The 22,079-nt window shown below is 48.4% G+C and carries 36 protein-coding genes; 4 read left to right on the top strand and 32 right to left on the bottom strand.

Annotation, left to right across the window (positions count from 1 at the left end):
• Positions 1-87: 87 nt before the first annotated feature.
• From rpsI to rplC, 29 genes are all read right to left on the bottom strand, one after another.
• The gene (rpsI, locus tag OSC7112_RS26210) at positions 88-501 is read right to left on the bottom strand and encodes a 30S ribosomal protein S9 (RefSeq protein WP_006634975.1); all 414 of its coding nucleotides are present in this window, start codon (positions 499-501) and stop codon (positions 88-90) included.
• On the bottom strand, positions 501-956 hold the full coding sequence (rplM, locus tag OSC7112_RS26205) for a 50S ribosomal protein L13 (protein ID WP_015178725.1): 456 nt from the start codon (positions 954-956) through the stop codon (positions 501-503). The genes rpsI and rplM overlap by 1 nt, the downstream gene beginning before the upstream one ends.
• Before the next feature lie 132 nt (positions 957-1,088).
• Positions 1,089-1,931, bottom strand: coding sequence for a tRNA pseudouridine(38-40) synthase TruA (truA, locus tag OSC7112_RS26200; protein ID WP_015178724.1), 843 nt, complete (start codon positions 1,929-1,931; stop codon positions 1,089-1,091).
• 29 nt (positions 1,932-1,960) lie between these two features.
• On the bottom strand, positions 1,961-2,311 hold the full coding sequence (rplQ, locus tag OSC7112_RS26195) for a 50S ribosomal protein L17 (protein ID WP_006634978.1): 351 nt from the start codon (positions 2,309-2,311) through the stop codon (positions 1,961-1,963).
• A gap of 125 nt (positions 2,312-2,436) precedes the next feature.
• On the bottom strand, positions 2,437-3,381 hold the full coding sequence (locus tag OSC7112_RS26190; RefSeq protein WP_202798589.1) for a DNA-directed RNA polymerase subunit alpha: 945 nt from the start codon (positions 3,379-3,381) through the stop codon (positions 2,437-2,439).
• A 174-nt stretch (positions 3,382-3,555) separates the two neighbouring features.
• Complete coding sequence (gene rpsK, locus OSC7112_RS26185; protein ID WP_006634980.1) at positions 3,556-3,954, bottom strand: 30S ribosomal protein S11; 399 nt, start codon at positions 3,952-3,954, stop codon at positions 3,556-3,558.
• A gap of 84 nt (positions 3,955-4,038) precedes the next feature.
• Positions 4,039-4,422: a 30S ribosomal protein S13 gene (gene rpsM / locus OSC7112_RS26180; RefSeq protein ID WP_006634981.1), complete on the bottom strand. Its 384-nt coding sequence runs from the start codon at positions 4,420-4,422 to the stop codon at positions 4,039-4,041.
• Positions 4,423-4,505: 83 nt separating this feature from the next.
• Complete coding sequence (gene rpmJ, locus OSC7112_RS36205; protein WP_015178722.1) at positions 4,506-4,619, bottom strand: 50S ribosomal protein L36; 114 nt, start codon at positions 4,617-4,619, stop codon at positions 4,506-4,508.
• Between the two features lie 368 nt (positions 4,620-4,987).
• Complete coding sequence (gene infA / locus OSC7112_RS26175) at positions 4,988-5,212, bottom strand: translation initiation factor IF-1 (protein ID WP_006276978.1); 225 nt, start codon at positions 5,210-5,212, stop codon at positions 4,988-4,990.
• A gap of 291 nt (positions 5,213-5,503) precedes the next feature.
• Complete coding sequence (locus tag OSC7112_RS26170; protein ID WP_015178721.1) at positions 5,504-6,085, bottom strand: adenylate kinase; 582 nt, start codon at positions 6,083-6,085, stop codon at positions 5,504-5,506.
• A 5-nt stretch (positions 6,086-6,090) separates the two neighbouring features.
• Positions 6,091-7,395, bottom strand: a complete 1,305-nt coding sequence (secY, locus tag OSC7112_RS26165) for a preprotein translocase subunit SecY (protein WP_015178720.1) — start codon at positions 7,393-7,395, stop codon at positions 6,091-6,093.
• Positions 7,396-7,497: 102 nt separating this feature from the next.
• Complete coding sequence (gene rplO, locus OSC7112_RS26160; RefSeq protein ID WP_015178719.1) at positions 7,498-7,944, bottom strand: 50S ribosomal protein L15; 447 nt, start codon at positions 7,942-7,944, stop codon at positions 7,498-7,500.
• Positions 7,945-8,090: 146 nt separating this feature from the next.
• Positions 8,091-8,636, bottom strand: a complete 546-nt coding sequence (gene rpsE, locus OSC7112_RS26155; RefSeq protein WP_015178718.1) for a 30S ribosomal protein S5 — start codon at positions 8,634-8,636, stop codon at positions 8,091-8,093.
• Positions 8,637-8,798: 162 nt separating this feature from the next.
• The gene (gene rplR, locus OSC7112_RS26150) at positions 8,799-9,161 is read right to left on the bottom strand and encodes a 50S ribosomal protein L18 (RefSeq protein WP_015178717.1); all 363 of its coding nucleotides are present in this window, start codon (positions 9,159-9,161) and stop codon (positions 8,799-8,801) included.
• Between the two features lie 2 nt (positions 9,162-9,163).
• Positions 9,164-9,712, bottom strand: a complete 549-nt coding sequence (rplF, locus tag OSC7112_RS26145; protein WP_015178716.1) for a 50S ribosomal protein L6 — start codon at positions 9,710-9,712, stop codon at positions 9,164-9,166.
• A gap of 122 nt (positions 9,713-9,834) precedes the next feature.
• Complete coding sequence (gene rpsH / locus OSC7112_RS26140) at positions 9,835-10,239, bottom strand: 30S ribosomal protein S8 (RefSeq protein WP_015178715.1); 405 nt, start codon at positions 10,237-10,239, stop codon at positions 9,835-9,837.
• A 22-nt stretch (positions 10,240-10,261) separates the two neighbouring features.
• Complete coding sequence (gene rplE, locus OSC7112_RS26135) at positions 10,262-10,807, bottom strand: 50S ribosomal protein L5 (RefSeq protein WP_015178714.1); 546 nt, start codon at positions 10,805-10,807, stop codon at positions 10,262-10,264.
• Between the two features lie 100 nt (positions 10,808-10,907).
• The gene (rplX, locus tag OSC7112_RS26130; RefSeq protein WP_015178713.1) at positions 10,908-11,270 is read right to left on the bottom strand and encodes a 50S ribosomal protein L24; all 363 of its coding nucleotides are present in this window, start codon (positions 11,268-11,270) and stop codon (positions 10,908-10,910) included.
• A gap of 1 nt (position 11,271) precedes the next feature.
• Positions 11,272-11,640 carry a 50S ribosomal protein L14 gene (gene rplN / locus OSC7112_RS26125; RefSeq protein WP_015178712.1) on the bottom strand — a complete coding sequence of 123 codons (369 nt, stop codon included), beginning with the start codon at positions 11,638-11,640 and terminating at the stop codon, positions 11,272-11,274.
• Positions 11,641-11,767: 127 nt separating this feature from the next.
• On the bottom strand, positions 11,768-12,016 hold the full coding sequence (gene rpsQ / locus OSC7112_RS26120; protein ID WP_015178711.1) for a 30S ribosomal protein S17: 249 nt from the start codon (positions 12,014-12,016) through the stop codon (positions 11,768-11,770).
• Between the two features lie 68 nt (positions 12,017-12,084).
• The gene (rpmC, locus tag OSC7112_RS26115) at positions 12,085-12,366 is read right to left on the bottom strand and encodes a 50S ribosomal protein L29 (protein ID WP_015178710.1); all 282 of its coding nucleotides are present in this window, start codon (positions 12,364-12,366) and stop codon (positions 12,085-12,087) included.
• A 158-nt stretch (positions 12,367-12,524) separates the two neighbouring features.
• Entirely contained in the window at positions 12,525-12,944 is a 420-nt protein-coding gene (gene rplP, locus OSC7112_RS26110; protein ID WP_015178709.1) for a 50S ribosomal protein L16, read from the bottom strand.
• 115 nt (positions 12,945-13,059) lie between these two features.
• On the bottom strand, positions 13,060-13,788 hold the full coding sequence (gene rpsC / locus OSC7112_RS26105; RefSeq protein ID WP_015178708.1) for a 30S ribosomal protein S3: 729 nt from the start codon (positions 13,786-13,788) through the stop codon (positions 13,060-13,062).
• A 114-nt stretch (positions 13,789-13,902) separates the two neighbouring features.
• Positions 13,903-14,262: a 50S ribosomal protein L22 gene (gene rplV / locus OSC7112_RS26100; protein ID WP_015178707.1), complete on the bottom strand. Its 360-nt coding sequence runs from the start codon at positions 14,260-14,262 to the stop codon at positions 13,903-13,905.
• A gap of 96 nt (positions 14,263-14,358) precedes the next feature.
• Complete coding sequence (gene rpsS / locus OSC7112_RS26095; RefSeq protein WP_041623488.1) at positions 14,359-14,640, bottom strand: 30S ribosomal protein S19; 282 nt, start codon at positions 14,638-14,640, stop codon at positions 14,359-14,361.
• Between the two features lie 107 nt (positions 14,641-14,747).
• The gene (rplB, locus tag OSC7112_RS26090) at positions 14,748-15,611 is read right to left on the bottom strand and encodes a 50S ribosomal protein L2 (RefSeq protein WP_015178705.1); all 864 of its coding nucleotides are present in this window, start codon (positions 15,609-15,611) and stop codon (positions 14,748-14,750) included.
• Positions 15,612-15,786: 175 nt separating this feature from the next.
• Positions 15,787-16,095: a 50S ribosomal protein L23 gene (locus OSC7112_RS26085; protein WP_006634999.1), complete on the bottom strand. Its 309-nt coding sequence runs from the start codon at positions 16,093-16,095 to the stop codon at positions 15,787-15,789.
• Positions 16,088-16,720 (bottom strand): 50S ribosomal protein L4, encoded by a 633-nt coding sequence (gene rplD / locus OSC7112_RS26080; RefSeq protein WP_006635000.1) that lies wholly within the window; start codon positions 16,718-16,720, stop codon positions 16,088-16,090. Before rplD ends, OSC7112_RS26085 begins: the two co-directional genes overlap by 8 nt.
• A 190-nt stretch (positions 16,721-16,910) precedes the next feature.
• On the bottom strand, positions 16,911-17,546 hold the full coding sequence (rplC, locus tag OSC7112_RS26075; RefSeq protein WP_015178704.1) for a 50S ribosomal protein L3: 636 nt from the start codon (positions 17,544-17,546) through the stop codon (positions 16,911-16,913).
• Positions 17,547-17,980: 434 nt separating this feature from the next.
• On the opposite strand from rplC, the gene OSC7112_RS26065 reads away from it, so the two are divergent.
• From OSC7112_RS26065 to OSC7112_RS26055, 3 genes are all read left to right on the top strand, one after another.
• Positions 17,981-18,457 carry an NAD(P)H-quinone oxidoreductase subunit N gene (locus tag OSC7112_RS26065; protein WP_015178703.1) on the top strand — a complete coding sequence of 159 codons (477 nt, stop codon included), beginning with the start codon at positions 17,981-17,983 and terminating at the stop codon, positions 18,455-18,457.
• Between the two features lie 118 nt (positions 18,458-18,575).
• Complete coding sequence (locus tag OSC7112_RS26060; RefSeq protein WP_015178702.1) at positions 18,576-19,181, top strand: vWA domain-containing protein; 606 nt, start codon at positions 18,576-18,578, stop codon at positions 19,179-19,181.
• 73 nt (positions 19,182-19,254) lie between these two features.
• On the top strand, positions 19,255-19,761 hold the full coding sequence (locus tag OSC7112_RS26055; protein WP_015178701.1) for a salt stress protein, Slr1339 family: 507 nt from the start codon (positions 19,255-19,257) through the stop codon (positions 19,759-19,761).
• On the opposite strand, the gene OSC7112_RS26050 is transcribed toward OSC7112_RS26055, so the two are convergent.
• Both OSC7112_RS26050 and OSC7112_RS26045 read right to left on the bottom strand, forming a co-directional pair.
• Positions 19,731-20,675: a histone deacetylase family protein gene (locus OSC7112_RS26050; protein ID WP_015178700.1), complete on the bottom strand. Its 945-nt coding sequence runs from the start codon at positions 20,673-20,675 to the stop codon at positions 19,731-19,733. The genes OSC7112_RS26055 and OSC7112_RS26050 overlap by 31 nt on opposite strands.
• Positions 20,676-20,776: 101 nt before the next feature.
• Positions 20,777-21,037, bottom strand: coding sequence for a helix-turn-helix domain-containing protein (locus tag OSC7112_RS26045; protein ID WP_041623486.1), 261 nt, complete (start codon positions 21,035-21,037; stop codon positions 20,777-20,779).
• A 116-nt stretch (positions 21,038-21,153) separates the two neighbouring features.
• Here OSC7112_RS26045 and OSC7112_RS41960 point away from each other — a divergent pair, with 116 nt between their 5' ends.
• Positions 21,154-21,276, top strand: a complete 123-nt coding sequence (locus OSC7112_RS41960) for a hypothetical protein (RefSeq protein WP_263053557.1) — start codon at positions 21,154-21,156, stop codon at positions 21,274-21,276.
• A gap of 218 nt (positions 21,277-21,494) precedes the next feature.
• Here the strand turns inward: OSC7112_RS41960 and OSC7112_RS26040 are convergent, their stop codons facing one another.
• Positions 21,495-22,079, bottom strand: coding sequence for a deoxycytidylate deaminase (locus OSC7112_RS26040; RefSeq protein WP_015178697.1), 585 nt, complete (start codon positions 22,077-22,079; stop codon positions 21,495-21,497).

Genomic DNA, 22,079 nt, shown 5'->3' with positions numbered 1-22,079 from the left:
TCAAAAAAAGGCAGATCAAATCTGGATAGATAATTTTTGCCTTTTTCTTCGTCCTTCTTCCTTCTTCCTTCTTCCTTCTTCCCTCGATTACCGCTTCGAGTATTGAGGAGCTTTGCGAGCTTTCCGCAAACCGTACTTTTTCCGTTCTTTGGCCCGCGGGTCGCGAGTCAAATAGCCCTCAGTCTTGAGAGGCTTGCGGTTGTCCGGGTCTAACTGACAAAGTGCTCTAGCGACACCCAAGCGAATCGAGTCAGCCTGACCTGTCAAGCCACCGCCTTCGACTTTTACCAAAATGTCGTACTCATTTTCCAGACCCAAAGTTTCCAGAGGGGCCTTAGCGAGAGCCAAATAAGTAGGGTTGAATTGCAGGTACAAATCCCCCTCTTTACCATTGACAGTCAGTATGCCAGTGCCGGGAACCAAGCGCACCCGCGCTACGGAACGCTTGCGGCGGCCGGTACCCCAGTACACAGCGCGACCCGATGTATCTGTTGCTTGCATTACTCATTTCCTCCCGGAATCGTGTGAACAATTAATTCTTCTGGTTTTTGAGCTTGGTGCGGGTGGTTGGGGCCAGCGTACACCTTGAGTTTAGTAAACAGTTGTCTGCCCAGAGAAGTATGAGGCAGCATTCCCCGTATAGCTTCTTCGACAATTCTTTCGGGCAAACGTGCTTGCAATTTGGCAAAAGTTTCTGTTTTCATCCCGCCCGGTCTTCCAGAATGGCGGCGGTAGATTTTCTGGGTGCGTTTTTTGCCAGTAACAGCGATTTTGTCAGCATTGATGACAATTACGAAGTCGCCGGTATCCATAGAAGGAGTGTAAGTCGGTTTGTGTTTCCCCCGGAGGTACATGGCAACTTCAGTTGCCAGACGGCCCAGCCGCTGGTCAGCGGCATCGACCACGTACCACTTGTGCTCTAGGGAGTCTTGAGTAGGAACGTAAGTTTTGTTCATTGTTTGTTGTTAGTTGTCGGTTAACTGTTAACTGTTGTTAGGTGTCAGTTGTCAGTTGTCAGTTGTCAGTTTTTAATTGTTAGTTGTCCTTAGTTTTTTATTAGTAGTTACCTAATGACTAATGACTAATGACTAATGACTAATGACTAATTTTGGCTGAGTGTCGTACCAGACATCTGCGGGAAAGGGAAATTCACAATAGCCAACCCGCAGCAGGCACAAACCTTGAGCGGGAGCGGCATATTTTACCATTTCTCGGCGTTCGTTGACCCAGATATCTGTGAAATTGTCGATCGGCCTTTCCCCGCGACCCACCTGCACCAGCAACCCCACCAGCAGCCGCATCATCCCGTACAGAAACCCGCTCGCCTGAACCTCAATATAGATAAAAGGCCCAGAACGCTGACACTCTGCAGCTTGCACGTCCACCCAGGAATGGGGGCGGGCAGACCCCGCGCGGTGGAAAGCAGCCAGGTGATGCCGCCCGATTAGCGGTGTCAAAGCTGTCTGAATCAAAGATTCATCCACAGGGGTGTGATAGCAGTGCCAAGCAAAAGGACGCACAAACAAATTAGGGGTCGGGTCTGTATAAAGGGTGTAGCGATAGCGCCGCCAACTGGCTGAGAACCGAGCGTGCCAGGTAGGTTCCACCTTTGCCGAAGCTCGAATTAAAATATCTTTTGCCAGTCGAGAGTTGAGAACGCTTGCCCAGCGGTGAGCCGGAATTGGGCCCCGGGCGTCAAAATGGGCTACTTGAGCAGCGGCGTGAACTCCCGCATCCGTTCTCCCGGCAGCGTGCAGCGTTACCGGGCGTCCCAGAACAGTCGATATTGCTGTTTCAATTTCTTCTTGTACTGTACGCTGGTTCGGCTGTCGCTGCCAACCGTGAAAGTTTGTGCCGAGGTATTGGATCACCAGAGCAACGCGCTGTATCGATTGGGGATTTTCGATTGGGGATTTTCGATTGTCAGTCATAAATCACAAATCTCCAACCCAAAATTGAATTAAACCAGTTCAACGATCGCCATTTCGGAATTGTCTCCTTGACGGGGGACAGTTCGTACTACGCGGGTGTAGCCCCCGTTGCGCGAGCCGTACCGTTCTTGTGCGGCCTCAAACAAGGCGTGTACTAACTGTTTATCGTAGATATAGCCCATAGCTTGGCGGCGAGAGGCCAAGGAGCCATCTTTGGCAAGGGTAATCATCCTGTCCGCCTCTGAGCGCAGCGCTTTGGCGCGGGCTAGAGTGGTAGTGATTTTACCGTGGCGGATTAATTCGGTCGTCAGCGAGCGCAGTAGGGCGCGGCGCTGGTCAGCCGGTTTGCTGAGTTGGGGAACGCGACAGCGGTGACGCATAGCAGTTGGTAATTGGTAATTGGTAATTGGGTGCCGGGATAGTCCGCGAGTTTTGAGCGGTGAATTCTTTAACTTAAAAACTCACCTACTTAAAATTCAGAACTTTTTTACCCGTTACCCGTTGATTAACTTTTAGCTGATTTTTCCTGTGGCAAGGTAATGCCCAAGCGTTTTTGTAAAGCTTCAATCACTTCTTCGGCAGACTTCTGCCCGAAGTTCTTGATCTCGAGCAAGTCTTCTTGGGTATAATCCAATAAGTCTGCGACTGAGTTGATTTGAGCCCGCTTGAGACAGTTGTAAGCTCGGACTGACAACTGCAATTCTTCGATCGGAATTTGGCTAGTAGGATCTGCTTCACCTGGATACTCTGGTTTGAGAGAATCTTGGGTGATGTCTTTGAGAGGTGCAAATAAATCTACCAGGATGTTGGCAGATTGACTCAAAGCTTCTTGAGGAGTCACGCTGCCATCAGTCCAGATTTCCATAATCAGCCGGTCTTTCTCGACCGTACCGCCTACCCGAGCATCTTCAACGCTGTAGTTGACTCTGCGAATCGGCATAAAGATGGCGTCAATTTGGAGAAAATCCAAAGCCGACCCATCATCGCGACTGCGGTCTACTGCTCGGTATCCGATGCCTTTTTCAATTCTGAATTCCATTTCCAGAACAGAGCCTGGGGAGAGAGTTGCAATGTACTGGGATCGATCGATCAATTCCACCTCTGAGGGCAAATCGAATCGATCGGCCGTAACGGTGACGGGCCCCTCAATCCGCAACCTGCCGATTTGCGGCTGCTGAGAATGAGTTTTGAGGACGACCTCTTTCATGTTCAGGAGAATTTCTAGAACATCCTCACGTACCCCTTCGATCGTGGCAAACTCGTGATTGACGCCCGCGATTCGGACTGAAGTTACTGCCGTTCCTTCCAAGTTTGACAGCAGAACTCGCCGAAGCGCATTCCCAACAGTTGTTCCCTGACCGCGATCGAGCGGTTCCAGGACAAATTTTCCGTACTGACTGCGGTCTTTGTCAGTGTTAGACTCTATACATTCAATTTGAAACTGCGCCACGGAGTGACCTCCCTTTTCCACTTTGGATTTTTGATTTTGGATTTTAGATTGCAGAGCATACCCCTGAACGGATTTCGGATTTTGGATGGACGGGGCAACAGTTAGAACCATTAGTTTTTGACTTTAAGCAGTTAGCCATTATCCAAAATCTAAAATCTAAAATCTCAAATCGTTTTAGACTCTACGCCGCTTGGGAGGGCGACAGCCGTTGTGAGGAATTGGGGTAACATCTCTAATCAGGGTGATTTCCAGTCCCGCCCCTTGCAGCGCCCGGATTGCAGTTTCTCGACCTGCTCCAGGCCCGCTCACCATTACTTCTATTTGGCGCATTCCTTGGTCGTTGGCTCTGCGGGCAGCACTTTCTGCTGCTGTTTGAGCTGCAAAGGGAGTTCCCTTTTTAGCTCCTTTAAAACCGCTGGAACCTGCCGATGCCCAGGATATCACTTCGCCGTTGAGGTCGGTAATAGTTACAATCGTGTTGTTAAAGGTAGACTGGATGTAGCCTACCCCATTGGGTACATTCCGTTTCTGCTTTTTTGCACCAGATTTCTTGCCTGTTTGTTGTCGCGCCATATTAGTCTCTTTAACGTTTCTCTCAACTAATGTCCCGAAGCGCTAGGAGCCCGCAGCCCCCAGCGTATTTTTCCAAAAAAGATGTTACTTCTTGGAAGGTGCCTTTTTCTTGCCCGCAACTGTTCGGCGGACGCCGCGACGGGTTCTGGCGTTGGTACGGGTTCGCTGGCCCCGCACCGGCAGACCCAAACGGTGACGCCGACCGCGATAAGTTCCGATGTCCATCAGGCGCTTGATGTTCATTGACTCCCAGCGCCGGAGGTCTCCTTCGATTTGGTATGTGGTTTCTACATGAGCCCGCAGAGCGGTCACGTCGGCCTCTGTTAAATCCTTGACGCGAGTGTCAGGATTTACGCCTGTTGCAGCGATAATTTTTTGGGCCCTCGACAAGCCTATTCCGTAAATGTATGTCAGACCTATTTCGACGCGCTTATCGCGTGGAAGGTCTACCCCGGCAATCCGTGCCACACTTTTTGTCTCCCTAGTTTTCCTGTTTGGCTACAATGTTCAATTAGGATGCACCTGCGTGCATTGCCCAATCTTGCTTTTTTCTAACCTTGGCGCTGTTTGTGTTTCGGGTTAGTGCATATCACCATCACTCGACCGCGACGGCGGATGACGCGACATTTCTCACAAATTTTTTTGACAGATGCTCGAACTTTCATCTTTCTTCCTGCCTGGAGAACCCCGCTCTACCGGAGAGCAGGCACGCTGGGACTGCCCGTAGAGCGGTGGGAGGAGAGGCTGGGCAAGGTGTAGGCCTCTCCTCGATTAAATTGTATAAAGTGCGGGTTGTTTCATGAAGGAGCCCGCTTGCACCCACTCCCATTGCTGGGTCAAGTTCGCCTGCGCCAGAGAGTTGGCTAGCGATACTTTGACGGTGTAACAATGACTTAACCCGCTACACTGGTGGGTTGTTGACGCCCTTCTCGGCAACACTACAAACGTAGCATTATAGCATAAATTTGAAGCTTTTTACCAAATTCTCTCTAAATTAAACTTAGAATTAGTTTTTAGAAAGTTTTATCTAAGCCTATTTTTTCCGAAGGCGATAAGTAATCCTGCCTTTGGTCAAGTCGTAGGGAGTCAATTCGACTTTGACGCGATCGCCAGGCAGAATTTTGATGTAGTTGCGGCGGATCTTGCCGGAAATGTGAGCCAGCACGTTAAACCCATTGTCTAGGTCAACGCGAAACATCGCATTAGGCAGGGATTCCGTCACTGTCCCTTCCATTTCAATTAAATCTTGCTTAGACAATTTGGTATTTACCTCAACTCTACATTTGATTAACTAGGAGTGTCCGGGTTCGCCTTGACAACCTATTGATTGGTAGGTGTCAAACTAGCACCGGGGAAAGGGAGACTCGATCGACTTAAAGACTCAACCAACTGCTAACTTTAGTGAGACTCAAATAAAGTTAGGGCAATTAGAATTGATTGACCTCAATCTTGGAACTAGCAACCCTCAGAAAACCAAATAGCACAAAAAGCTCCTAGTTAACACATCTTAGCAAAAGTTGTTGGGGGTGACAGGCTCGATTGAGAAGGCTCAAGAGTCTCCTGAGAGAGCCTTTTGAAGTTCTGCGGTAACTTCCTGCATCTGGCGATCGCCATCAACCGCAACTAACTGTTCGCGGTTTCTGTAAAACTCAATCAAAGGTGCTGTTTGCTCGCGGTAAACTTGCAAACGGCGGCGAATCGTCTGTTCGTTGTCATCCTGACGCCCCCGCGACAGCAGGCGAGCCACCAAAACATTGTCAGGTACGTCCAAATTGACAGCTTTGAGCTCGCAGCCCTTTCCAGACGAACTTGCCCCACCGCCAACATCGGAGAGCAGTTTGTCAAAAAAAGCTGCCTGCGGCACTGTGCGGGGAAAGCCGTCGAGAATCCAGCCAGCACTAGCATCTGGCTGATTCATGCGTTCTTTCACGATATCCATCAATAACTCGTCAGGAACCAACTCTCCCCGATCCATGTAGGATTGTGCCTTTTGACCCAAGTCAGTTTTGGCAACTACGCAGGCGCGCAGGATATCACCTGTAGAAATGTGGGGTATTTTCCAGAGAGCGGCTAAGAGCTGAGCCTGAGTTCCCTTTCCCGCCCCTGGAGGTCCCATAAAAATCAATTGCATTGCGATTACTTCACCATTCCTTCATATCGCTGGGAGATGACGTAAGTTTGAATTTGCTTAGCAGTTTCGATCGCCACACCTACTAGAATCAGTAGGGAAGTTGCGCCAAAACCTCTAAAAGTTTGCACGCCGATCGCGCTTTCTACAGCAGTTGGTACAATGGCCACCAGACCGAGAAAAATCGCTCCCAAGAAAGTCAAACGGTTCAAAACCTTCTCCACATAATCACTCGTTTTCTGACCCGGACGAATGCCAGGAATGCTGGCGCCCATTTTCTTCAAGTTCTGAGACATATCTACGGGGTTGACAATCAACGAAGCGTAGAAATAGCTGAAGAACAGAATCAAAGTTAGATAAAACAGCGCGTAAGCCCAAGGGGCAGGGCCGTTCGGACTCAAAACATTAGCCACTTGAACCAAAAACGGGTTATTGAGAGATTGAGCGAGGAAAGAAGGTACAATCAACACCGAAGATGCAAAAATAATCGGCATCACTCCGCCTTGATTCAAGCGAAGGGGCAGATAACTCCGGCTCTCCCGATAAACTTTGCGGCCGACTTGGCGGCGGGCAGAAATAATCGGAATGCGGCGAGTACCTTCCTGAACAAACACAATCCCGACAATCGTCACCAAAAACACCAGCAGCAGAACGACTACGCGGCCGACTACTTGCGTGTCCCCGCTTTGAGCCAATTCAAAAGTTTGTCCCAAAGATCGCGGCAAAACCGACACAATGTTGATAAATATCAGCAGCGACGCTCCGTTTCCGATACCTCGTTCCGTCACCAATTCCGACACCCACATCACAAACATCGACCCTGCCGTCAGAGCCAAAGCAGTTTGTGCTATGAATAAAGGCGCTGGAGATTGAGCAAAAGGGCTGACCCAAATCGCAATGCCTATACTTTGCAGAATTGCCCAGCCCAAAGAAACGTAGCGAGTAATTTGAGAAATCTTGCGCCGCCCTGCTTCCCCTTCATTTTTCTGCAAGTCTTCTAAACTTGGCAGAGCCGCAGTTAGAAGTTGCACAATAATTGAAGCATTAATGTAGGGCAAAATCCCCAACGCGAAAATCCCCAAAGCTGACAGCCCGCCTCCTGAGAACAAATCCAGAAAGCCAATTAAAGGGCTATTTTGGACGTTTTGGGCAAAGGCGACTCGATCGATTCCGGGGACTGGCAAGTGGACACCCAGGCGTACTAAAATCAGTAAGCCAATGGTTACAAGGATGCGGCCTCGCAAACCAGCAGCTTGAGCCATCTGCATGAACGTCTCTTGTGCAGTTGGCGCTTTCTCTCTACTAACGTCCATAGTTACGATTTGGGATTTTAGATTTGGGATTTTCGACTAAATCATTTTCTGATAGCAAGCTTGAGGATTTGAGATTTGGACATACTCTCAAACCTCAAATCTTCACGCAACTAATTCGCAACTTCCGCCTGCAGCTTCTATTTTGGTGCGAGCACCTGCGGTAAAAGCCGAGGCGCGCACTTGCAAAGGTACATTCAGTTCACCATCTCCTAAGATTTTCAGCGGCCCGTCGTCTGTGGTGACAATTTTTGCTTGGATCAAAGAGGTGAGAGTAACTTCTGTGTTTGCTGCCAGCGATGCTAATTTACTTACATTAATGGTAGTGTACTCTTTCCGGTTCACTAGAGGGAAGCTTTTCAACTTGGGGAGACGGCGGTAGAGAGGATTTTGACCACCTTCAAAACCGGGTCTAGTGCCGCTACCGGCTCTAGATTTTTGACCGCGCATCCCTTTGCCGGAGCTCGCGCCTTGACCGGCAGAAATACCTCTGCCCAAGCGTCGGGGGCGCTTTTGGGAGCCTGCTTTGGGTCGGGCGTCTTGCAATCTCATAGTTTTAGTAATTGGTAATTGGTAATTGGTATTTAGAGAGGGGGTACGCAGTAGTTTTGAGTGCGTGAGTTTTGAGTTGCGGATTTTTTTATTTTCACCGCAAGCACTTAACACTCAAAACTTACAGTTTCCCATTCTCGCGTGCCCTAACCGTAGAGGTTTTCTACTGGAATTCCGCGTTCTTGAGCAACTTCGGACAAGGTGCGGAGGGTGGAGAGGGCATTGACTGCGGCTCGGGCGTTGTTTAAGGGATTTCCAGAACCTAGCTGTTTGGCTAAGATGTTGCGGACTCCTGCTAGTTCGAGAACTGTTCGCACTGCTCCCCCTGCAATTACCCCGGTTCCGGGAGCTGCCGGCCGCATCATGACTTTAGCTCCGCCACCGTCACCGTTGATGGGGTGAGGGATGGAGTTAGATTTGGTGAGGGGAACTTCAATGAGGTGCTTTTTGCCGTCAGCGACGCCTTTTTTAACGGCACCGATTACGTCGCTAGCTTTGCCGACTCCTACTCCAACTTGACCGCGTTCGTTGCCGATAATGACTATGGCGCGGAAGCTGAGTTTTTTACCACCTTTGACTACTTTAGTAACGCGCCGGATCTGAACGACCCGTTCTTGCCATTCGGATTCTTTTTCGCGCGTTTTGTTGCTGCTGCTTTTTTTCTTGGTGCGCTGTTCTTTTTGTTCTGCCATAGTTTTGTCCTGTGGGAATTAGTAATTGGTGAAAGGCGATCGGCAAGTGGTAATTGTTTGAGTAAAAAGTAAAAATAGAAGAAATCTGGATTTGGCCTTTTAACTTTCAACTTTTGACTTTTTACTTTTTAATTACTCATTACCCGCTACCCATTACCCCCTCTAGAAGTCTAACCCCGCTTCGCGAGCTGCTTCTGCAAGGGCTTTGACACGACCGTGATAGAGGTTGCCCCCCCGATCGAATACGACTTTGACTATGCCAGCGCTGGAACAGCGTTTGGCAATCAACTGACCGACTTGCACGCTCGCGGAGCAGTTGGCACCAGAACTGAGAGTTGACTTCAATTCGGGATCGAGGGTTGACGCGGCGGCCAAAGTGTGCTGGGCGGTGTCGTCGATTACTTGGGCGTAGATGTGCTGCTCCGAGCGAAATACCGCTAGTCTGGGACGTTCGGAGGTGCCGAACACCTTGCGCCGAACGCGGCGGTGTCTGCGCTGGACTGATTCTTTGCGAGTAAGCTTCATTGTTACTTCTTACCTGTTTTGCCTGTTTTACCAGCTTTGCGCCGGATGACTTCGCCGCTGTAGCGAATGCCTTTGCCCTTATAGACTTCGGGCGGACGCACCGCGCGGATGCGGGCTGCTGTATTGCCTACGAGTTCTTTGTCAATGCCGGAGACAATGACGTTGGTGTTGCCTTCAACTGCCATTGTGATGCCTTCTGGAGGGGGCATTTCAACGGGTTTGCTGTAACCGACGTTTAAAATCAGGTTCCGTCCTTGAACCTGTGCCCGATAACCTGTGCCGATAATTTCGAGACGCCGCTGAAAACCTTGGGATACACCTTCGACCATGTTGGCGACTAGGGTGCGGCACAAGCCGTGCAGTTGTCGGGCGACGCGAGATTCGTCTCGGCGGGTAACGAGTAAAGTCTCGCCTTCAATTCCCATGACGATTTCGGCTGGGATCACTCGGGAAAGTTCACCTTTAGGGCCTTTGACGGCTACTTTTTGACCGTCTAGGGTGATGGTGACTTTATTGGGAATGCTAATCGGACGCTTGCCAATTCGCGACATAGTTTTTTGTCCTTTGTTTTTAGTTATTAGTCCTTGATTATTAGTGTTTAGTTATTAGTCCTTAGCGATCGATTTTTGAGTCTGTTGCCCGCGAGCGGTGACTAATTACTAATTACTAATGACTACCAAACATAACAAAGCACTTCACCGCCCAAACCTTGGCGTCGGGCTTCTCGATCGGTCATAATGCCGCTGGAGGTAGAAATAATGGCTATGCCAATTCCGCCTAACACTCTGGGCAATTCTTTACGGTTCGAGTAAACGCGCAGTCCTGGTTTGCTGACTCGCTTAAGTGCCGTGATAATGGGCTTGCGAGTTTTACCTTTGTACTTTAGAGAAAGCACTAAATGTCGCTTGATCCCTTCTGCTTCTGCTTCTTCAAATTCGCCGATGAAGCCTTCACTTTTGAGGACTTGGGCGATGCTGCGGGTCATTTTTGTAGCTGGAATTTGGGTTGTTTGGTGGCGCGCCATGCAAGAATTGCGAATGCGCGTCAACATATCTGCTATGGTATCGTTAGCTGCCATCTTTTGCTTTTTACTCTAGTGCTTAGTTGTCCCGGAACGGCATTCCCATTTCTTTAAGCAAAGCGCGTCCTTCTTCGTCGGTGTTTGCTGTGGTGATAATTGAAATGTCCATGCCTCGAATTTGATCGATGCGGTCATATTCTATTTCTGGAAAAATTAGCTGTTCTCTCAAACCCAAGCTGTAGTTGCCGCGCCCGTCAAAGCTTTTGGGGCTGATGCCGCGGAAGTCGCGGATTCGGGGGAGTGCGAGGTTGATCAGCCGATCGAGAAAATCGTACATCCGATCGGCGCGCAGCGTCACCATAACGCCGACGGGTACTCCTTTGCGGATTTTGAAGCCTGCGATCGCTTTTTTCGCCCGCGTCACCACTGGTTTTTGCCCGGTGATGATGCCAATTTCGTCGATCGACGAATCCAGTGCCTTAGCGTTTTGAGATGCTTCTCCCAAACCTCGGTTCACTGTGACTTTGACGAGTTTCGGAACCTGATGGATATTAGTATATTTAAACTGATCCATCAGTTTCGGAACGATTTTTTCTTGATAAATAACCTTGAGTTTGTCCGGCATAGTTTTTGTGTTTCGTTAACTGTCCCTGGGCTTGGTCAGGGAATTGTTAGTTGTCAGTTGTCAGTTGTCAGGAAAGCATTGGTCAGCTCATGACTAATGACTAATTATCGATGATTTCTCCGGTTTTTTTGAGCTGTCGCAGTTTCCGGCCATCTTCGCTAAATGTATAGCAAACGCGGCTGGCTATTTTCTCTTTTTCGGAATAGTGCATGACATTTGAGCTGTGAATGGGAGCCTCAAACGTGACTATTTTCCCGGACTCTCCCTCTTGCTGGGGCTTGACGTGCTTGGTTCTGATGTTTACACCTTTAACAATTACTTTGCTGACTTTAGGATATGTCTTTAAGATTTCTCCGACTTTTCCTTTCTCTTTGCCAGTAATTATTTGCACTGTGTCGCCTGCTTTGACGTGCATTCTGTAGCGCTGCGGTTCGCTAGTTGGTTTACCCTTTTTTCCGTACATTTTAAAGTACCTCCGGGGCTAAGGAAACGATTTTAGTAAAGTTTTTGTCGCGCAGTTCGCGGGCGACGGGGCCGAAGACGCGAGTACCTTTCGGGTTGTTGTCTGCGTTGATAATAACGGCGGCGTTATCGTCAAAACGAATGCTCATGCCGCTGTCGCGGCGCAGGCCTTTGCGGGTTCTGACAATGACGGCCCGGACGACATCTGATTTTTTGACGGCCATATTGGGGATGGCGTCTTTGACGACGGCAATGATGACATCGCCGACTCCGCCGTAGCGGCGGTTGCCACCTCCCAATACGCGGATGCACATCAGTTTGCGGGCTCCGCTATTGTCGGCGACATTGAGGTATGTCTGGGGTTGAATCATGGTGATTGGGGAAAAGGTAATTTGATGCTTGCTAACTGCTAACTGCTAATTGCTAATTGATGGTTAATCACAGGGTCGATCGATTGATTTGACGATCGCATACTTCAAAGCAATTAAGAATTAACTGTTAGCCATTTTTTGCACCGAAAATCTCAGCAACCGTCCAACGTTTGGTTTTGCTCAGTGGGCGAGTTTCAGTGATGCGGACGCGATCGCCCGATTTGCACTGATTTTCTTCGTCGTGAGCTTTGTACCGCTTGGTGCGGACTACGATTTTGCCGTATTTGGTGTGGGAGGAGCGGTTTTCGATTGCTACCACGACGGTTTTATCCATCTTGTCGCTGACTACTACGCCAACTCGTTCTTTAATTGCCATAGCTACCTATTTTTGTTGTGCAATTGACTTTTTTTTAGCTACTGTGCGAGCCGAGGCTAGGCTGCTGCTCACTCTTGGCTGACTTCTGGGCTTGGAGCCGAACCTGCTGCTTCTTTAGCTGCGGCTGATTTTTCTGTCGCTTCTGCATCAGCAGCGATTTGGCGCTCGCGTTCAACTGTCATCAATTGAGCGACGCGGTGCTTGGCGTGCTTGAACAGGTGAGGCTTTTCCATGCGGCCGGTAGCTTGCTGGAGCCGTAATTCCATTAGTTGGCGCTTGGCGGCTAAAATTTGCTCTGCTAGTGCTGCATCGCTTAATTCTCTAGCTTCTTTAATCTTGGGCAAAGACATAATTGTGTGCTTTCTCGTTAGCGATCGGTATGACAGAAGACAGAATTGTCTAGATGCTGAATGTCGAAGGAAAGAAAAGTTATGAATGACCGATTTTAAATTGCTGTCGCCGTTTAAAATTTTGACCAATGCCGACCTACTTCTACCTTCGATTATCGCTATGACTGGCCTTCTTCGCGAGTGATGAACTTGGTTTTAATTGGTAATTTGAAAGATGCCAAACGCATTGCTTCGCGGGCAGTTTCTTCACTTACGCCGCCAATTTCAAACATTACCCGGCCCGGTTTGACCACGGCAACCCAAAACTCTGGTGAGCCTTTACCAGAACCCATCCGGGTTTCTGCTGCGCGCTCGGTGACTGGTTTGTCGGGAAAAATGCGAATCCAGATTTTGCCGCCCCGGCGGATATAACGGGTCATGGCGCGGCGTCCGGCTTCTATTTGGCGGGAAGTAATCCAGGCGGGTTCGACGGCTTGGAGCGCGAATTCGCCAAAGCTAACTGTATTGCCGCGGGTGGCAATACCGCTCATTCGCCCGCGCTGTTGTTTGCGGAATTTCGTTCTTTTAGGGCTTAACATGGCGAAAGGGAGTTGGGTAATTGGTAATTGGTAATTGGTAATTGGTGATTGTTAATTGCTAATTGGTTTGGAACAACTCACACTTAACAAATGACAACTAACAGTTAACAATTAGCTAGCCTTCGTTCGATCGATCTTCAAAGTTCTGGCGGCGGCGCTTTTGTTTGGTACGGGGTACTGCAGCATTTGGTGCAGCCTCCTGTTCCTGTCCGGGAATAATTTCACCTTTGAAAACCCAAACTTTAATGCCGAGAATACCGTAGATGGTTTGAGCAGTGCAGTAGGAGTAGTCGATGTCGGCCCGCAGCGTGTGCAAGGGGACTCTTCCTTCTCGCGTCCATTCGGTACGGGCAATTTCTGCACCGTTGAGGCGTCCGCTGACTTGAATTTTGATGCCTTGGATGCCGACTTTTTGGGCGCGGGTGATTGCTTGGCGGACTACTCGGCGGAAGGATACGCGCCGTTCTAGTTGCTGAGCGATGTATTCCGCGATCAGTGTGGCATCGGCATCTACTCGCTGGACTTCGACGACGTTGATGCGGATTTGGCGGTTGCTACCGAGTTGCTGCTGCAAACCGACCCGCAAGGTTTCGATGCCTGCTCCGCCGCGGCCTACGACAACGCCTGGTCTGGCGGTGAACACTTCTAGGTCTATTTGATCGGCTTTCCGCTCAATTTTGACCGATGAAATGCCAGCATTGTTGAGGGTTTTACGAACGTACTTGCGAATTTTATAGTCTTCTTGCAAGAGTTCTGGATAGTTTTTGGGATCGGCAAACCAGCGAGAGCGGTGCTCTTGGGTAATGCCGAGGCGAAAACCAATTGGATGTATTTTTTGGCCCATAATAGTTGATGAGTTAATTGGTAATTGGTAATTGGTAATTGGTAATTGGTAATTTGTGATTACCCATTTTTTTCAACTTTAAGCTGTTTATTACCTCTTACGTTTTTCCCAGGTTTAGTTTTCTAGGAGCGGAGCTACTACTACGGTAATGTGACAGGTTGGCTTGCGGATTTGGTAGGCGCGACCTTGAGCGCGGGGTCTAAAGCGTTTGAGGACTGGGCCTTGGTCTGCGTAAGCTTGAGAAACTACGAGCTTGGATTTATCCAATCCTGCATTGTGTTCGGCGTTGGCTACTGCCGATCGCAAAACTTTGACGATTGGTTCGCAGGCGCGGTAGGGCATGAATTCGAGTAAAATCAGCGCTTCTTGATAGCTTTTGCCGCGAATTTGGTCGAGGACTCGGCGCACTTTGAAGGGGGATGTCCGGATGTAACGGGCGATCGCCTTAATTTCGGATGTGGTATCTATAGCCATTTCGATTTGGGTAATTGGTAATTGGTAATTGGGGAAAAGGTAATTGGTAATTGGTATTTTGTTTTCCTACTACCTATTACCTGTCACCTAATTAGGCTATCTTTTCGCCTTTTTATCACCACTTTTAGCGTGACCTCTAAAGGTACGAGTGGGGGAAAATTCTCCGAGTTTGTGGCCTACCATTTGGTCTGTGAGGTAGACTGGTACGTGCTGTCTGCCGTTGTGAACGGCGATCGTGTGACCTACCATCTGGGGCAGGATTGTGGAAGAGCGCGACCAAGTTTTAATTACTTGTTTTTGGCCTGCGGCGTTGAGTTTTTCGATTTTTGTCATCAGATGGTCTGCGACAAAGGGGCCTTTTTTTAGAGATCGAGACATGGTTTTGGTAATAGGGAATTGGGCATCGGGCATCGGGCATCGGGCATCGGGCATTGGTAATTTGTTATTTCCAATTACCCATTACCCATTACCCATTACCCATTAAACTAACTTTGTCTGCCGCCCTTGCCGCGCTTGGAAGCTTTGCGGCGGCGCCGGACGATTAAAGCGTCGCTGCGCTTGTTTTTGCGTCGAGTTTTTGCACCCAATGCTGGTTTACCCCAAGGAGTGACAGGCCCCGGACGTCCGATGGGAGCTCTGCCTTCGCCACCGCCGTGCGGGTGGTCTACCGGGTTCATGACGCTACCGCGAACGGTGGGTCTGCGACCTTTCCAGCGGGTGCGGCCGGCTTTGCCGAGGCTGATGTTTCTGGCGTCGGTGTTGCCGACTTGACCGATGGTGGCGTAGCAGTCGGCGCGGACTTTGCGCTGTTCGCCGGATGGCAGTTTGAGGGTGACGTAGCTACCTTCTTTTGCCATTAGCTGAGCGCTGGAGCCGGCGGAGCGAACGATTTGTCCGCCTTTTCCGGGTACTAGCTCGACGTTGTGGATGCTGGTACCGAGGGGAATGTTCTTCAGGGGGAGGGCGTTGCCGATTTCGATCGGCGCGTCTGGGCCTGAGACAATTACTGTACCGACATTTAAGTTGAGCGGGTGCAGGATGTACCGTTTTTCGCCGTCTTTGTAGAACAGGAGGGCGATGCGGGCGTTGCGGTTGGGGTCGTATTCGATCGCCTTGACAGTAGCGGGAATGCTGTGTTTGTCGCGGCGGAAGTCGATGTCTCTATAAAGCCGTTTGTGACCGCCTCCCCGGTGGCGGCAGGTGATGACGCCTCGGTTGTTGCGGCCTTGTTTGGTGTGCTTGTTGCTGGTTAGAGACTTTTCTGGTTCTGATTTGGTAATTTCAGCAAAGTCCGAGACGGTTTGTTCCCGGGTGCTGGAGGTATAAGGCCGGTAAGAACGGATGCCCATAATCGATCTATTTTAGATTTTGGATTTTGGATTTTGGATTTGACGTTTATCGATTTTAGATTTTAGGTTGAAGATTGGCGATCTTTGGTTAACTTACGAGTTTTCTGGTTCGATAATTTCCACCAGTTAACCGCAATTTAAAATCTAAAATCTAAAATCTAAAATCCAAAATCGTCTAGACTTCTGGGAATAGGAGTTTGCGGATCGAGTCTCCGTCGGTCAGGGTTACGGTTGCTCGCTTGTAACAAGGTTTAAAGCCGACGAATTTGCCAACTCGACGCTTTTTGCGCGGCGGATTTTGGGTGTTGACGCCGATGACTTTGACCTTAAATAGTTCTTCGATTGCAGCTTTGATTTGAGGCTTGGTCGCTTTGGGGGCTACGTCGAAGGTGAATTGATTTAATTCCATCATTCGGGTAGCTTTCTCGGTGAGAATCGGACGCTGGATCAAATCTGCGTAGTCGCGGGGGTCGATTTTACTCACCGTAAATCTCCTGAATTTTAGCTATGGCTGTAGATGTGACGATAATTTTGTCAGCCGCGAGAACGTCGTAAACATTTAGGGAAGTTGCCAAGATGACGTTTACTAATTCGATGTTGCGTCCTGATAAGTAGACGTTTGGTTGCGGTTCTGGCAAGATTAACAGAACTTTTGTATCGGGTTCGATGCCCCAGCGGGAGATCGCACTCAGCAATTCTTTGCTTTTCGGTCTCGGAAATTGCTCTGCAAATTCTTCAACCACAATGATGTCTTCGGTGCGACTTTGGAATGCTGTCCGCAAAGCGAGACGGCGTTCCTTTTTGTTCATTTTGACTTCAAAGTCTCTCGGTTTTGGCCCGAAGATGACACCGCCGCCCCGCCACAGCGGAGAACGGATCGAACCTGCTCTGGCTCGGCCGGTGCCTTTTTGACGCCAGGGTTTGCGGCCACCGCCTCTGACTTCCGATCGAGTTTTGGTGCAAGCATTTCCTTGGCGGGCGTTATTCAGTTGGCGCGTCAATGCTCTGTGAACGATGTGAGACGCATTTTCTTCTTTGGCTACGCGCAGTTCTAAAGTTGTTTCCCCAACTTCTTCGCCTTGCCAATTTCGCACTACACAGTTAACCATATCTTTTGTCCTTTGTCTGTTGTTAGTTGTCTGTTGTTAGTTGTCTGTTGTCTGTTGTCTGTCGTCTGTTGTCTGTTCTCAGGTCTTAGTTTTCAGGTCTTAGTTTTCAGCTTTTAGTTCTTAGTTATTGCTTGCTACTAACGGCCAACTACTATCTACTGACTGCTGACTACTGACTACTTACTACTGACTAACGTCCTACTTTTTTCTCAGGCACAACATTGACTAAGGCGCCAGCTTTGCCGGGAACTGCTCCCTTAATTAGCAGCAAATTCTGCTCTGCATCCACCCGGACAATTGTTAGTTTGCGGACGGTGACTTGAACGTTGCCCAAACGTCCTGCCATTCTTTTGCCGGGATAAACGCGACCGGGAGTTGTTCCAGGCCCGATCGATCCAGGCTCGCGGTGGTTCTTGGAACCGTGAGACATAGGGCCTCGTTTAAAGTTGTGGCGCTTTTGAAAACCTGCAAAACCTTTACCGATGTTTGTACCGATGACATCTACTATTTGTCCCGGTGTAAAGGTATCTGCTTTTATTTGTTGACCTAATTCAAATGAACTGGTATCTTGCAAGCGGTATTCTTGCAAGTGGCGCAATGGATTTGCCCCAGACTTGGCAAGGTGTCCCAATTCTGGCTTGTTGAGAGCCTTTGGTTTGACTTCGTTGTATCCAACTTGAACGGCACTGTAGCCGTCAGTTTGTTTCGTTTTAATTTGCGTTACTGTACAAGGCCCTGCTTGTATGACGGTGACAGGGATTGCTCTCCCTTCGTCGTCAAACACTTGAGTCATGCCTAGTTTAGTGCCAAGAATGCCTACAGACACGGATTTTTTTCCTTTTATGTACGCAAGAGGTTTCGGATTGCGAAGTTTACGTCAATCCGCTTGCTCTTGTGCAGAAACATTTATTTCAGTGTTCCTGCAATTAACTGTTATCAACCAACAGCCTTCCTCGGTGTTTAAAATTGGAGTTTTAAATTTGGGAGCGAGCTTGTGGAAGTCTTGCAAGAGTTTAGATATGCGGCTTTTTACCTGCTAAATCTCCGAGTTTTTTTTCGGTCTTGCTTGTTTGCGCCAGGACTTGAGCATAAATGTACTCAGTATCCTTTACGGCGACGACAATTCACAATAGTACATGAAGTGTTTGCCGTTTGTCAAGGCCGCGATGAGAATTTTTCGCCTCAACTTTAGGATTTATAATATTTTAAGCTCGCAAGCAGCGATCGACCAAATTTTGATACAGCAGGAAACACAAATTTATGGGACTGATTACGACGGGATCTGATCTGATTCGGGATTTGGAAAAGTCGGGGTCGCTGGCCCTGTACGTTCCTTTAGAGGGAGGATTTGAGGGGCGCTACCTACGCAGGCTGAGGGCTGCGGGCTACGGTGCGTACACAATTACGGCGCGGGGTTTGGGCGATTTGGCGATGTATTTGACCGGGGTTCACGGCGTGCGGCCGCCGCATTTGGGCAAGAAAACTACTGGCAATGAAGCGTCGGTTGGTTATACATACTACGTGCCGCCGATGTTGAAAACTCAATTAGACAATTTGCCACCGAAAGCAAAAGGACTGGTGCTGTGGATTATTGAAGGGCAAGTTTTGTCGAGTCAGGAGATTGAGTATTTGACTGTTTTGCCGACGTTAGAACCGCGAGTTAAAATAGCAGTTGAGATGGGGGGCGATCGAGCTTTTAGCTGGAAGCCACTTAAAGATGCTTTAGTTGCAGCTTAAATTCCGGTCTTTGCGATCGCAAATCAACTAAAAAACGCAGCGAGCAACTAAAGCTCAACAGCTTCTGCTCGCTGGTTTTGATATTTTTGGGAAAAACTTAATTAACAGGAAAAATCTTATGCTTCAGAACCGCGATTATACCATCATCATTGACAAAAGCGGCAGTATGTACACGAAAGACCAGATGGGCGGTAAAAGTCGGTGGGCGCTCATGCAAGAATCGACGATCGCATTGGCGAATAAATGCGAAGAACTCGATCCTGACGGCATAACAGTTTATGTGTTTTCCGGTCGCTTCAAGCGCTACGACAACGTAACAGCAGCTAAAGTCGTGCAAATTTTCCAAGAAAACGAACCTGCGGGGACTACCAATTTAGCTGCTGTGCTGCAAGACGCTCTGAACAATTTTTTTCAGCGCAAAGCATCCGGTAAGACCAAGCAAAATGGGGAAACAATATTAGTGGTGACGGACGGGGAACCGGACGATCGCAAAGAAGTGATGAAAACGATTATAGAGGCTTCCCGGAAGCTCGATCGAGATGAAGAGTTGGCGATTTCTTTCATTCAAGTAGGGAATGCGCCGGAAGCTACTAAGTTTCTCAAGATATTGGATGACGAACTGCAAAGCGCCGGGGCTAAATTCGATATCGTTGATACTGTCACGATGGATGATATTGAAGGAATGACCCTGACAGAGGTATTGCTGAATGCAATAACTGATTGAGGAGGCGGGCGAAGTTCACGCGATTATATTTGGGCCAGTTGACCCAGCAGCATTTTTTAGGGGGGTTTAAGTTATGGAATCGATCGATCGCCTATTAGGTGAACTTAAGGCAGAGTATCAAGCATCTCAAAAAATTGCTGAGTTGAAAAGTCAGGCGTCGGTGCAAGCACAAGCGCCTTTGCCACAAGCAGCAGTGCCGTCAAATCAAACATTTAAAACATCAGATATAAATTTGTATGCTAGTCCTTTGGATAAGGATTTAGCTCAAATTAAGGCTGAGTACGAAGGGCCAAGTCAATCTCGGGAAGTGGCTTCACAGCAACCGCTTAAGGCTGAGCACGCAGCGCCAAATCAAGCTCGGGAAGTAGCTTCACTGGAACCGCAGCCAGCAGAAAAAGTCGCGGGGCCGCAGTTGGACGTACAAACGCACAGACAGAAAGTTAGGCAAGCTCAGGTTTGGTTGAAAAAGTTGGATAAGAATTCCGATGAGGGATATTGGTTCGATCAGTTTGCTTTTAAGTATTCTTCGAGGATAGATGCCGCGATCGACTATTTGCAAGTTGTGAATGAGTTTGATTGACCGATCGAACTTAAACATTGCCTAATTGTCTCCAAGACTGAGCTCGAAAGACTGTCTAATTCATACCCACCCTCTAAACCAAACATAACCCTCGGTGTAATTTCTAGACTGTATTGCGTAAGTGCAGCATAGTCTTGGGGCTGTAGATTTATTTTAGACAGTAAATCGGCTTGGTTGGCATCGTAGCCTGCGCTGACAATAAGCAAATCTGGGCAAAAGTTATGGAAAAAGGGGAGAACTTTGGTTTCAAACAATTGATGGTACTTTTGTATAGTGCTACCTGGGGTTATGGGGAGATTCAAAATGTTGTTAAATTTGCCCTGTTCTTGTGATTTTCCTGTGTGCGGATAACCGGGCGATTGATGAATCGAACAGAACGCGATGTTGGGGTAATTTTCTACAGCAGCTTGGGTTCCATTGCCATGATGGACATCCCAATCTAGAATGCCAACACGCTTGATGTTCTCATTAGTAAGTGCGTAAATAGCGGCAATGGCTGCGTTGCAGAAAATGCAAAACCCCATACCTTCATCTGGGAGTGCATGATGTCCTGGAGGTCTTGCTAAAACGAAAACAGGTTTTCCTTGCATCCAAACTCTATCAACCCCATCTAACCAAGCTTTCACAGCCAGCTCCGCCACTTCAAAGCTTTTCGGAAAAATCTGGGTTGACTCAAAGCAGCCCCAACCTCTTGCAGAATAAGCACTCACCAAGTCGATGTAGGTCATGGAATGAACCCGTTTAATCGCCTCGATTGCATTTCTGGAGGAAGAAGGCTCGACCCATTCAATTAAGTTGGCAACTGTTGAGGCTTTTAATCTATTTATAATTGCCGTAAGTCGCTCGGGCTGTTCGGGGTGCATGTACCCGGTTTGATGTTCGAGGAATTGCGAGGAGTAGATGATGGTAATCATTTAGTCACAAGCCAAAATAATGCGTCTCGAATTATATCAGAAGAAGGCTTAAGCTCTGGCTTATAAACTAGAGCTTGGCTCGATCGCCGAGTTCCTTAAATTTAACTGTTGTCCTCCTCCCGAAGATCGTTTTTCTCAAGGAATCGCCCCAGATACAGATTGATAAAATCTTCCGCAGCAGCTTCATCAATATTTTCTAAAGCTTTGACTATTTCCGTTACCGCTTCAGCTAGAGGATCGCTAACTTCGTTCACCCACTGGTAAACAGTAGATCGATTAATGCCCATTGTCACCGCGAGGCGATTTTGGCTGATACCGTAAGTTCCTAAGACTTGCCTGAGTGCTTTTCCTGCTTTTCCCATGCCTCCAATCATCTCAGAGGATTTTAAGGACGTAAATGTTTGTAACTATAAACATCAAGTAAGGTATGATGTTTGTAGTTACAAACATTATTTGGTTAGAAACTTGGTAAAACCCTATGTCAGAGAAATTACCTGCACAAGCCGATCGCTCCCCTGCTAGCGTTGTCGCCGACGCTTTAACGATTTCCGGCAAGCCGGCCAACCGCATGATGAGAGCTCGGCGATCCCAAATGGGTTAAGGGCATCATTCACCGCTTGCACAGTTTGGGGACAGCCGAAGTAGGAACGCGCAAGCAAGTTGACGCGAACTCGCAATCCCGGAGAAGTCATCAGCATCCTGAAGCGTTCCAGACAGCAAGATAAAGCTTGAGAAAATGCCCGTCTCACAGCTAGCTTTGAGGCGGTAAAAATCTTTCCCCAACCCCTGTGCAAACAGAGAGGTTGGGGGGGTTAGGTTTTATTGTTTGCCTGGGCCTACAATTCCTGTTACAGCGTCTTTGGACACAGATGTAGGATGCAATAAAAACAAAGCCGCCTTTTTTGCTGTATCTTCAGATAGCTGAATTTGTTTTAACTCAACAATACCTTCACTGATAAAAGTATCTCTCAAAGCAGCTTTTTCTCCGCTGTTAAAACTCGTTTCGTAAAACACTTCTCGAATTCCAGCCGCAATGACTAATTTCAAACAATAGATGCAGGGTTCTAAGGTGACGTAAATACTGGCCCCAGCAGTAGATATACCGTGTTTAGCAGCTTTGGCGATCGCATTTGCTTCTGCGTGAACCGCCCTTGACGGCAAAATTTTGCTGGCGTCGCAACTACTCAAACCGGGATAGCAGAAGCCTTGAGTTGTACAGTGTGCCGAACCTGACGGCGAACCGTTGTAACCCGTTGCTAAAACTTGCTTGTTTTTAGTTATCACTGCGCCTACAGGAAAAGCCAAACAAGTCGATCGAGTTGCGGCTAATTTGGCCAACATTAAAAAGTATTCGTCCCAGTTTGGTCTTTGAGGGGGTTCGTAGTTGTCTGGTGTATTGTCCAT

Source organism: Oscillatoria nigro-viridis PCC 7112, from assembly GCF_000317475.1.
In the GTDB taxonomy this organism is placed as follows: domain Bacteria; phylum Cyanobacteriota; class Cyanobacteriia; order Cyanobacteriales; family Microcoleaceae; genus Microcoleus; species Microcoleus nigroviridis.
This window is presented reverse-complemented; position numbering and strand designations above follow the sequence as displayed.

Excerpts from the sequence above, each read along its gene's own strand:
- rpsI (WP_006634975.1), bottom strand. The coding sequence starts at position 501 with ATGCAAGCAACAGATACATCGGGTCGCGCTGTGTACTGGGGTACCGGC.
- rplM (WP_015178725.1), bottom strand. The coding sequence starts at position 956 with ATGAACAAAACTTACGTTCCTACTCAAGACTCCCTAGAGCACAAGTGG.
- truA (WP_015178724.1), bottom strand. The coding sequence starts at position 1,931 with ATGACTGACAATCGAAAATCCCCAATCGAAAATCCCCAATCGATACAG.
- rplQ (WP_006634978.1), bottom strand. The coding sequence starts at position 2,311 with ATGCGTCACCGCTGTCGCGTTCCCCAACTCAGCAAACCGGCTGACCAG.
- rpsK (WP_006634980.1), bottom strand. The coding sequence starts at position 3,954 with ATGGCGCGACAACAAACAGGCAAGAAATCTGGTGCAAAAAAGCAGAAA.
- rpmJ (WP_015178722.1), bottom strand. The coding sequence starts at position 4,619 with ATGAAAGTTCGAGCATCTGTCAAAAAAATTTGTGAGAAATGTCGCGTC.
- OSC7112_RS26170 (WP_015178721.1), bottom strand. The coding sequence starts at position 6,085 with ATGCAATTGATTTTTATGGGACCTCCAGGGGCGGGAAAGGGAACTCAG.
- secY (WP_015178720.1), bottom strand. The coding sequence starts at position 7,395 with ATGGACGTTAGTAGAGAGAAAGCGCCAACTGCACAAGAGACGTTCATG.
- rplO (WP_015178719.1), bottom strand. The coding sequence starts at position 7,944 with ATGAGATTGCAAGACGCCCGACCCAAAGCAGGCTCCCAAAAGCGCCCC.
- rpsE (WP_015178718.1), bottom strand. The coding sequence starts at position 8,636 with ATGGCAGAACAAAAAGAACAGCGCACCAAGAAAAAAAGCAGCAGCAAC.
- rplR (WP_015178717.1), bottom strand. The coding sequence starts at position 9,161 with ATGAAGCTTACTCGCAAAGAATCAGTCCAGCGCAGACACCGCCGCGTT.
- rplF (WP_015178716.1), bottom strand. The coding sequence starts at position 9,712 with ATGTCGCGAATTGGCAAGCGTCCGATTAGCATTCCCAATAAAGTCACC.
- rpsH (WP_015178715.1), bottom strand. The coding sequence starts at position 10,239 with ATGGCAGCTAACGATACCATAGCAGATATGTTGACGCGCATTCGCAAT.
- rplE (WP_015178714.1), bottom strand. The coding sequence starts at position 10,807 with ATGCCGGACAAACTCAAGGTTATTTATCAAGAAAAAATCGTTCCGAAA.
- rplX (WP_015178713.1), bottom strand. The coding sequence starts at position 11,270 with ATGTACGGAAAAAAGGGTAAACCAACTAGCGAACCGCAGCGCTACAGA.
- rplN (WP_015178712.1), bottom strand. The coding sequence starts at position 11,640 with ATGATTCAACCCCAGACATACCTCAATGTCGCCGACAATAGCGGAGCC.
- rpsQ (WP_015178711.1), bottom strand. The coding sequence starts at position 12,016 with ATGGCAATTAAAGAACGAGTTGGCGTAGTAGTCAGCGACAAGATGGAT.
- rpmC (WP_015178710.1), bottom strand. The coding sequence starts at position 12,366 with ATGTCTTTGCCCAAGATTAAAGAAGCTAGAGAATTAAGCGATGCAGCA.
- rplP (WP_015178709.1), bottom strand. The coding sequence starts at position 12,944 with ATGTTAAGCCCTAAAAGAACGAAATTCCGCAAACAACAGCGCGGGCGA.
- rpsC (WP_015178708.1), bottom strand. The coding sequence starts at position 13,788 with ATGGGCCAAAAAATACATCCAATTGGTTTTCGCCTCGGCATTACCCAA.
- rplV (WP_015178707.1), bottom strand. The coding sequence starts at position 14,262 with ATGGCTATAGATACCACATCCGAAATTAAGGCGATCGCCCGTTACATC.
- rpsS (WP_041623488.1), bottom strand. The coding sequence starts at position 14,640 with ATGTCTCGATCTCTAAAAAAAGGCCCCTTTGTCGCAGACCATCTGATG.
- rplB (WP_015178705.1), bottom strand. The coding sequence starts at position 15,611 with ATGGGCATCCGTTCTTACCGGCCTTATACCTCCAGCACCCGGGAACAA.
- rplD (WP_006635000.1), bottom strand. The coding sequence starts at position 16,720 with ATGGTTAACTGTGTAGTGCGAAATTGGCAAGGCGAAGAAGTTGGGGAA.
- OSC7112_RS26065 (WP_015178703.1), top strand. The coding sequence starts at position 17,981 with ATGGGACTGATTACGACGGGATCTGATCTGATTCGGGATTTGGAAAAG.
- OSC7112_RS26060 (WP_015178702.1), top strand. The coding sequence starts at position 18,576 with ATGCTTCAGAACCGCGATTATACCATCATCATTGACAAAAGCGGCAGT.
- OSC7112_RS26055 (WP_015178701.1), top strand. The coding sequence starts at position 19,255 with ATGGAATCGATCGATCGCCTATTAGGTGAACTTAAGGCAGAGTATCAA.
- OSC7112_RS26050 (WP_015178700.1), bottom strand. The coding sequence starts at position 20,675 with ATGATTACCATCATCTACTCCTCGCAATTCCTCGAACATCAAACCGGG.
- OSC7112_RS26045 (WP_041623486.1), bottom strand. The coding sequence starts at position 21,037 with ATGGGAAAAGCAGGAAAAGCACTCAGGCAAGTCTTAGGAACTTACGGT.
- OSC7112_RS41960 (WP_263053557.1), top strand. The coding sequence starts at position 21,154 with ATGTCAGAGAAATTACCTGCACAAGCCGATCGCTCCCCTGCTAGCGTT.
- OSC7112_RS26040 (WP_015178697.1), bottom strand. The coding sequence starts at position 22,079 with ATGGACAATACACCAGACAACTACGAACCCCCTCAAAGACCAAACTGG.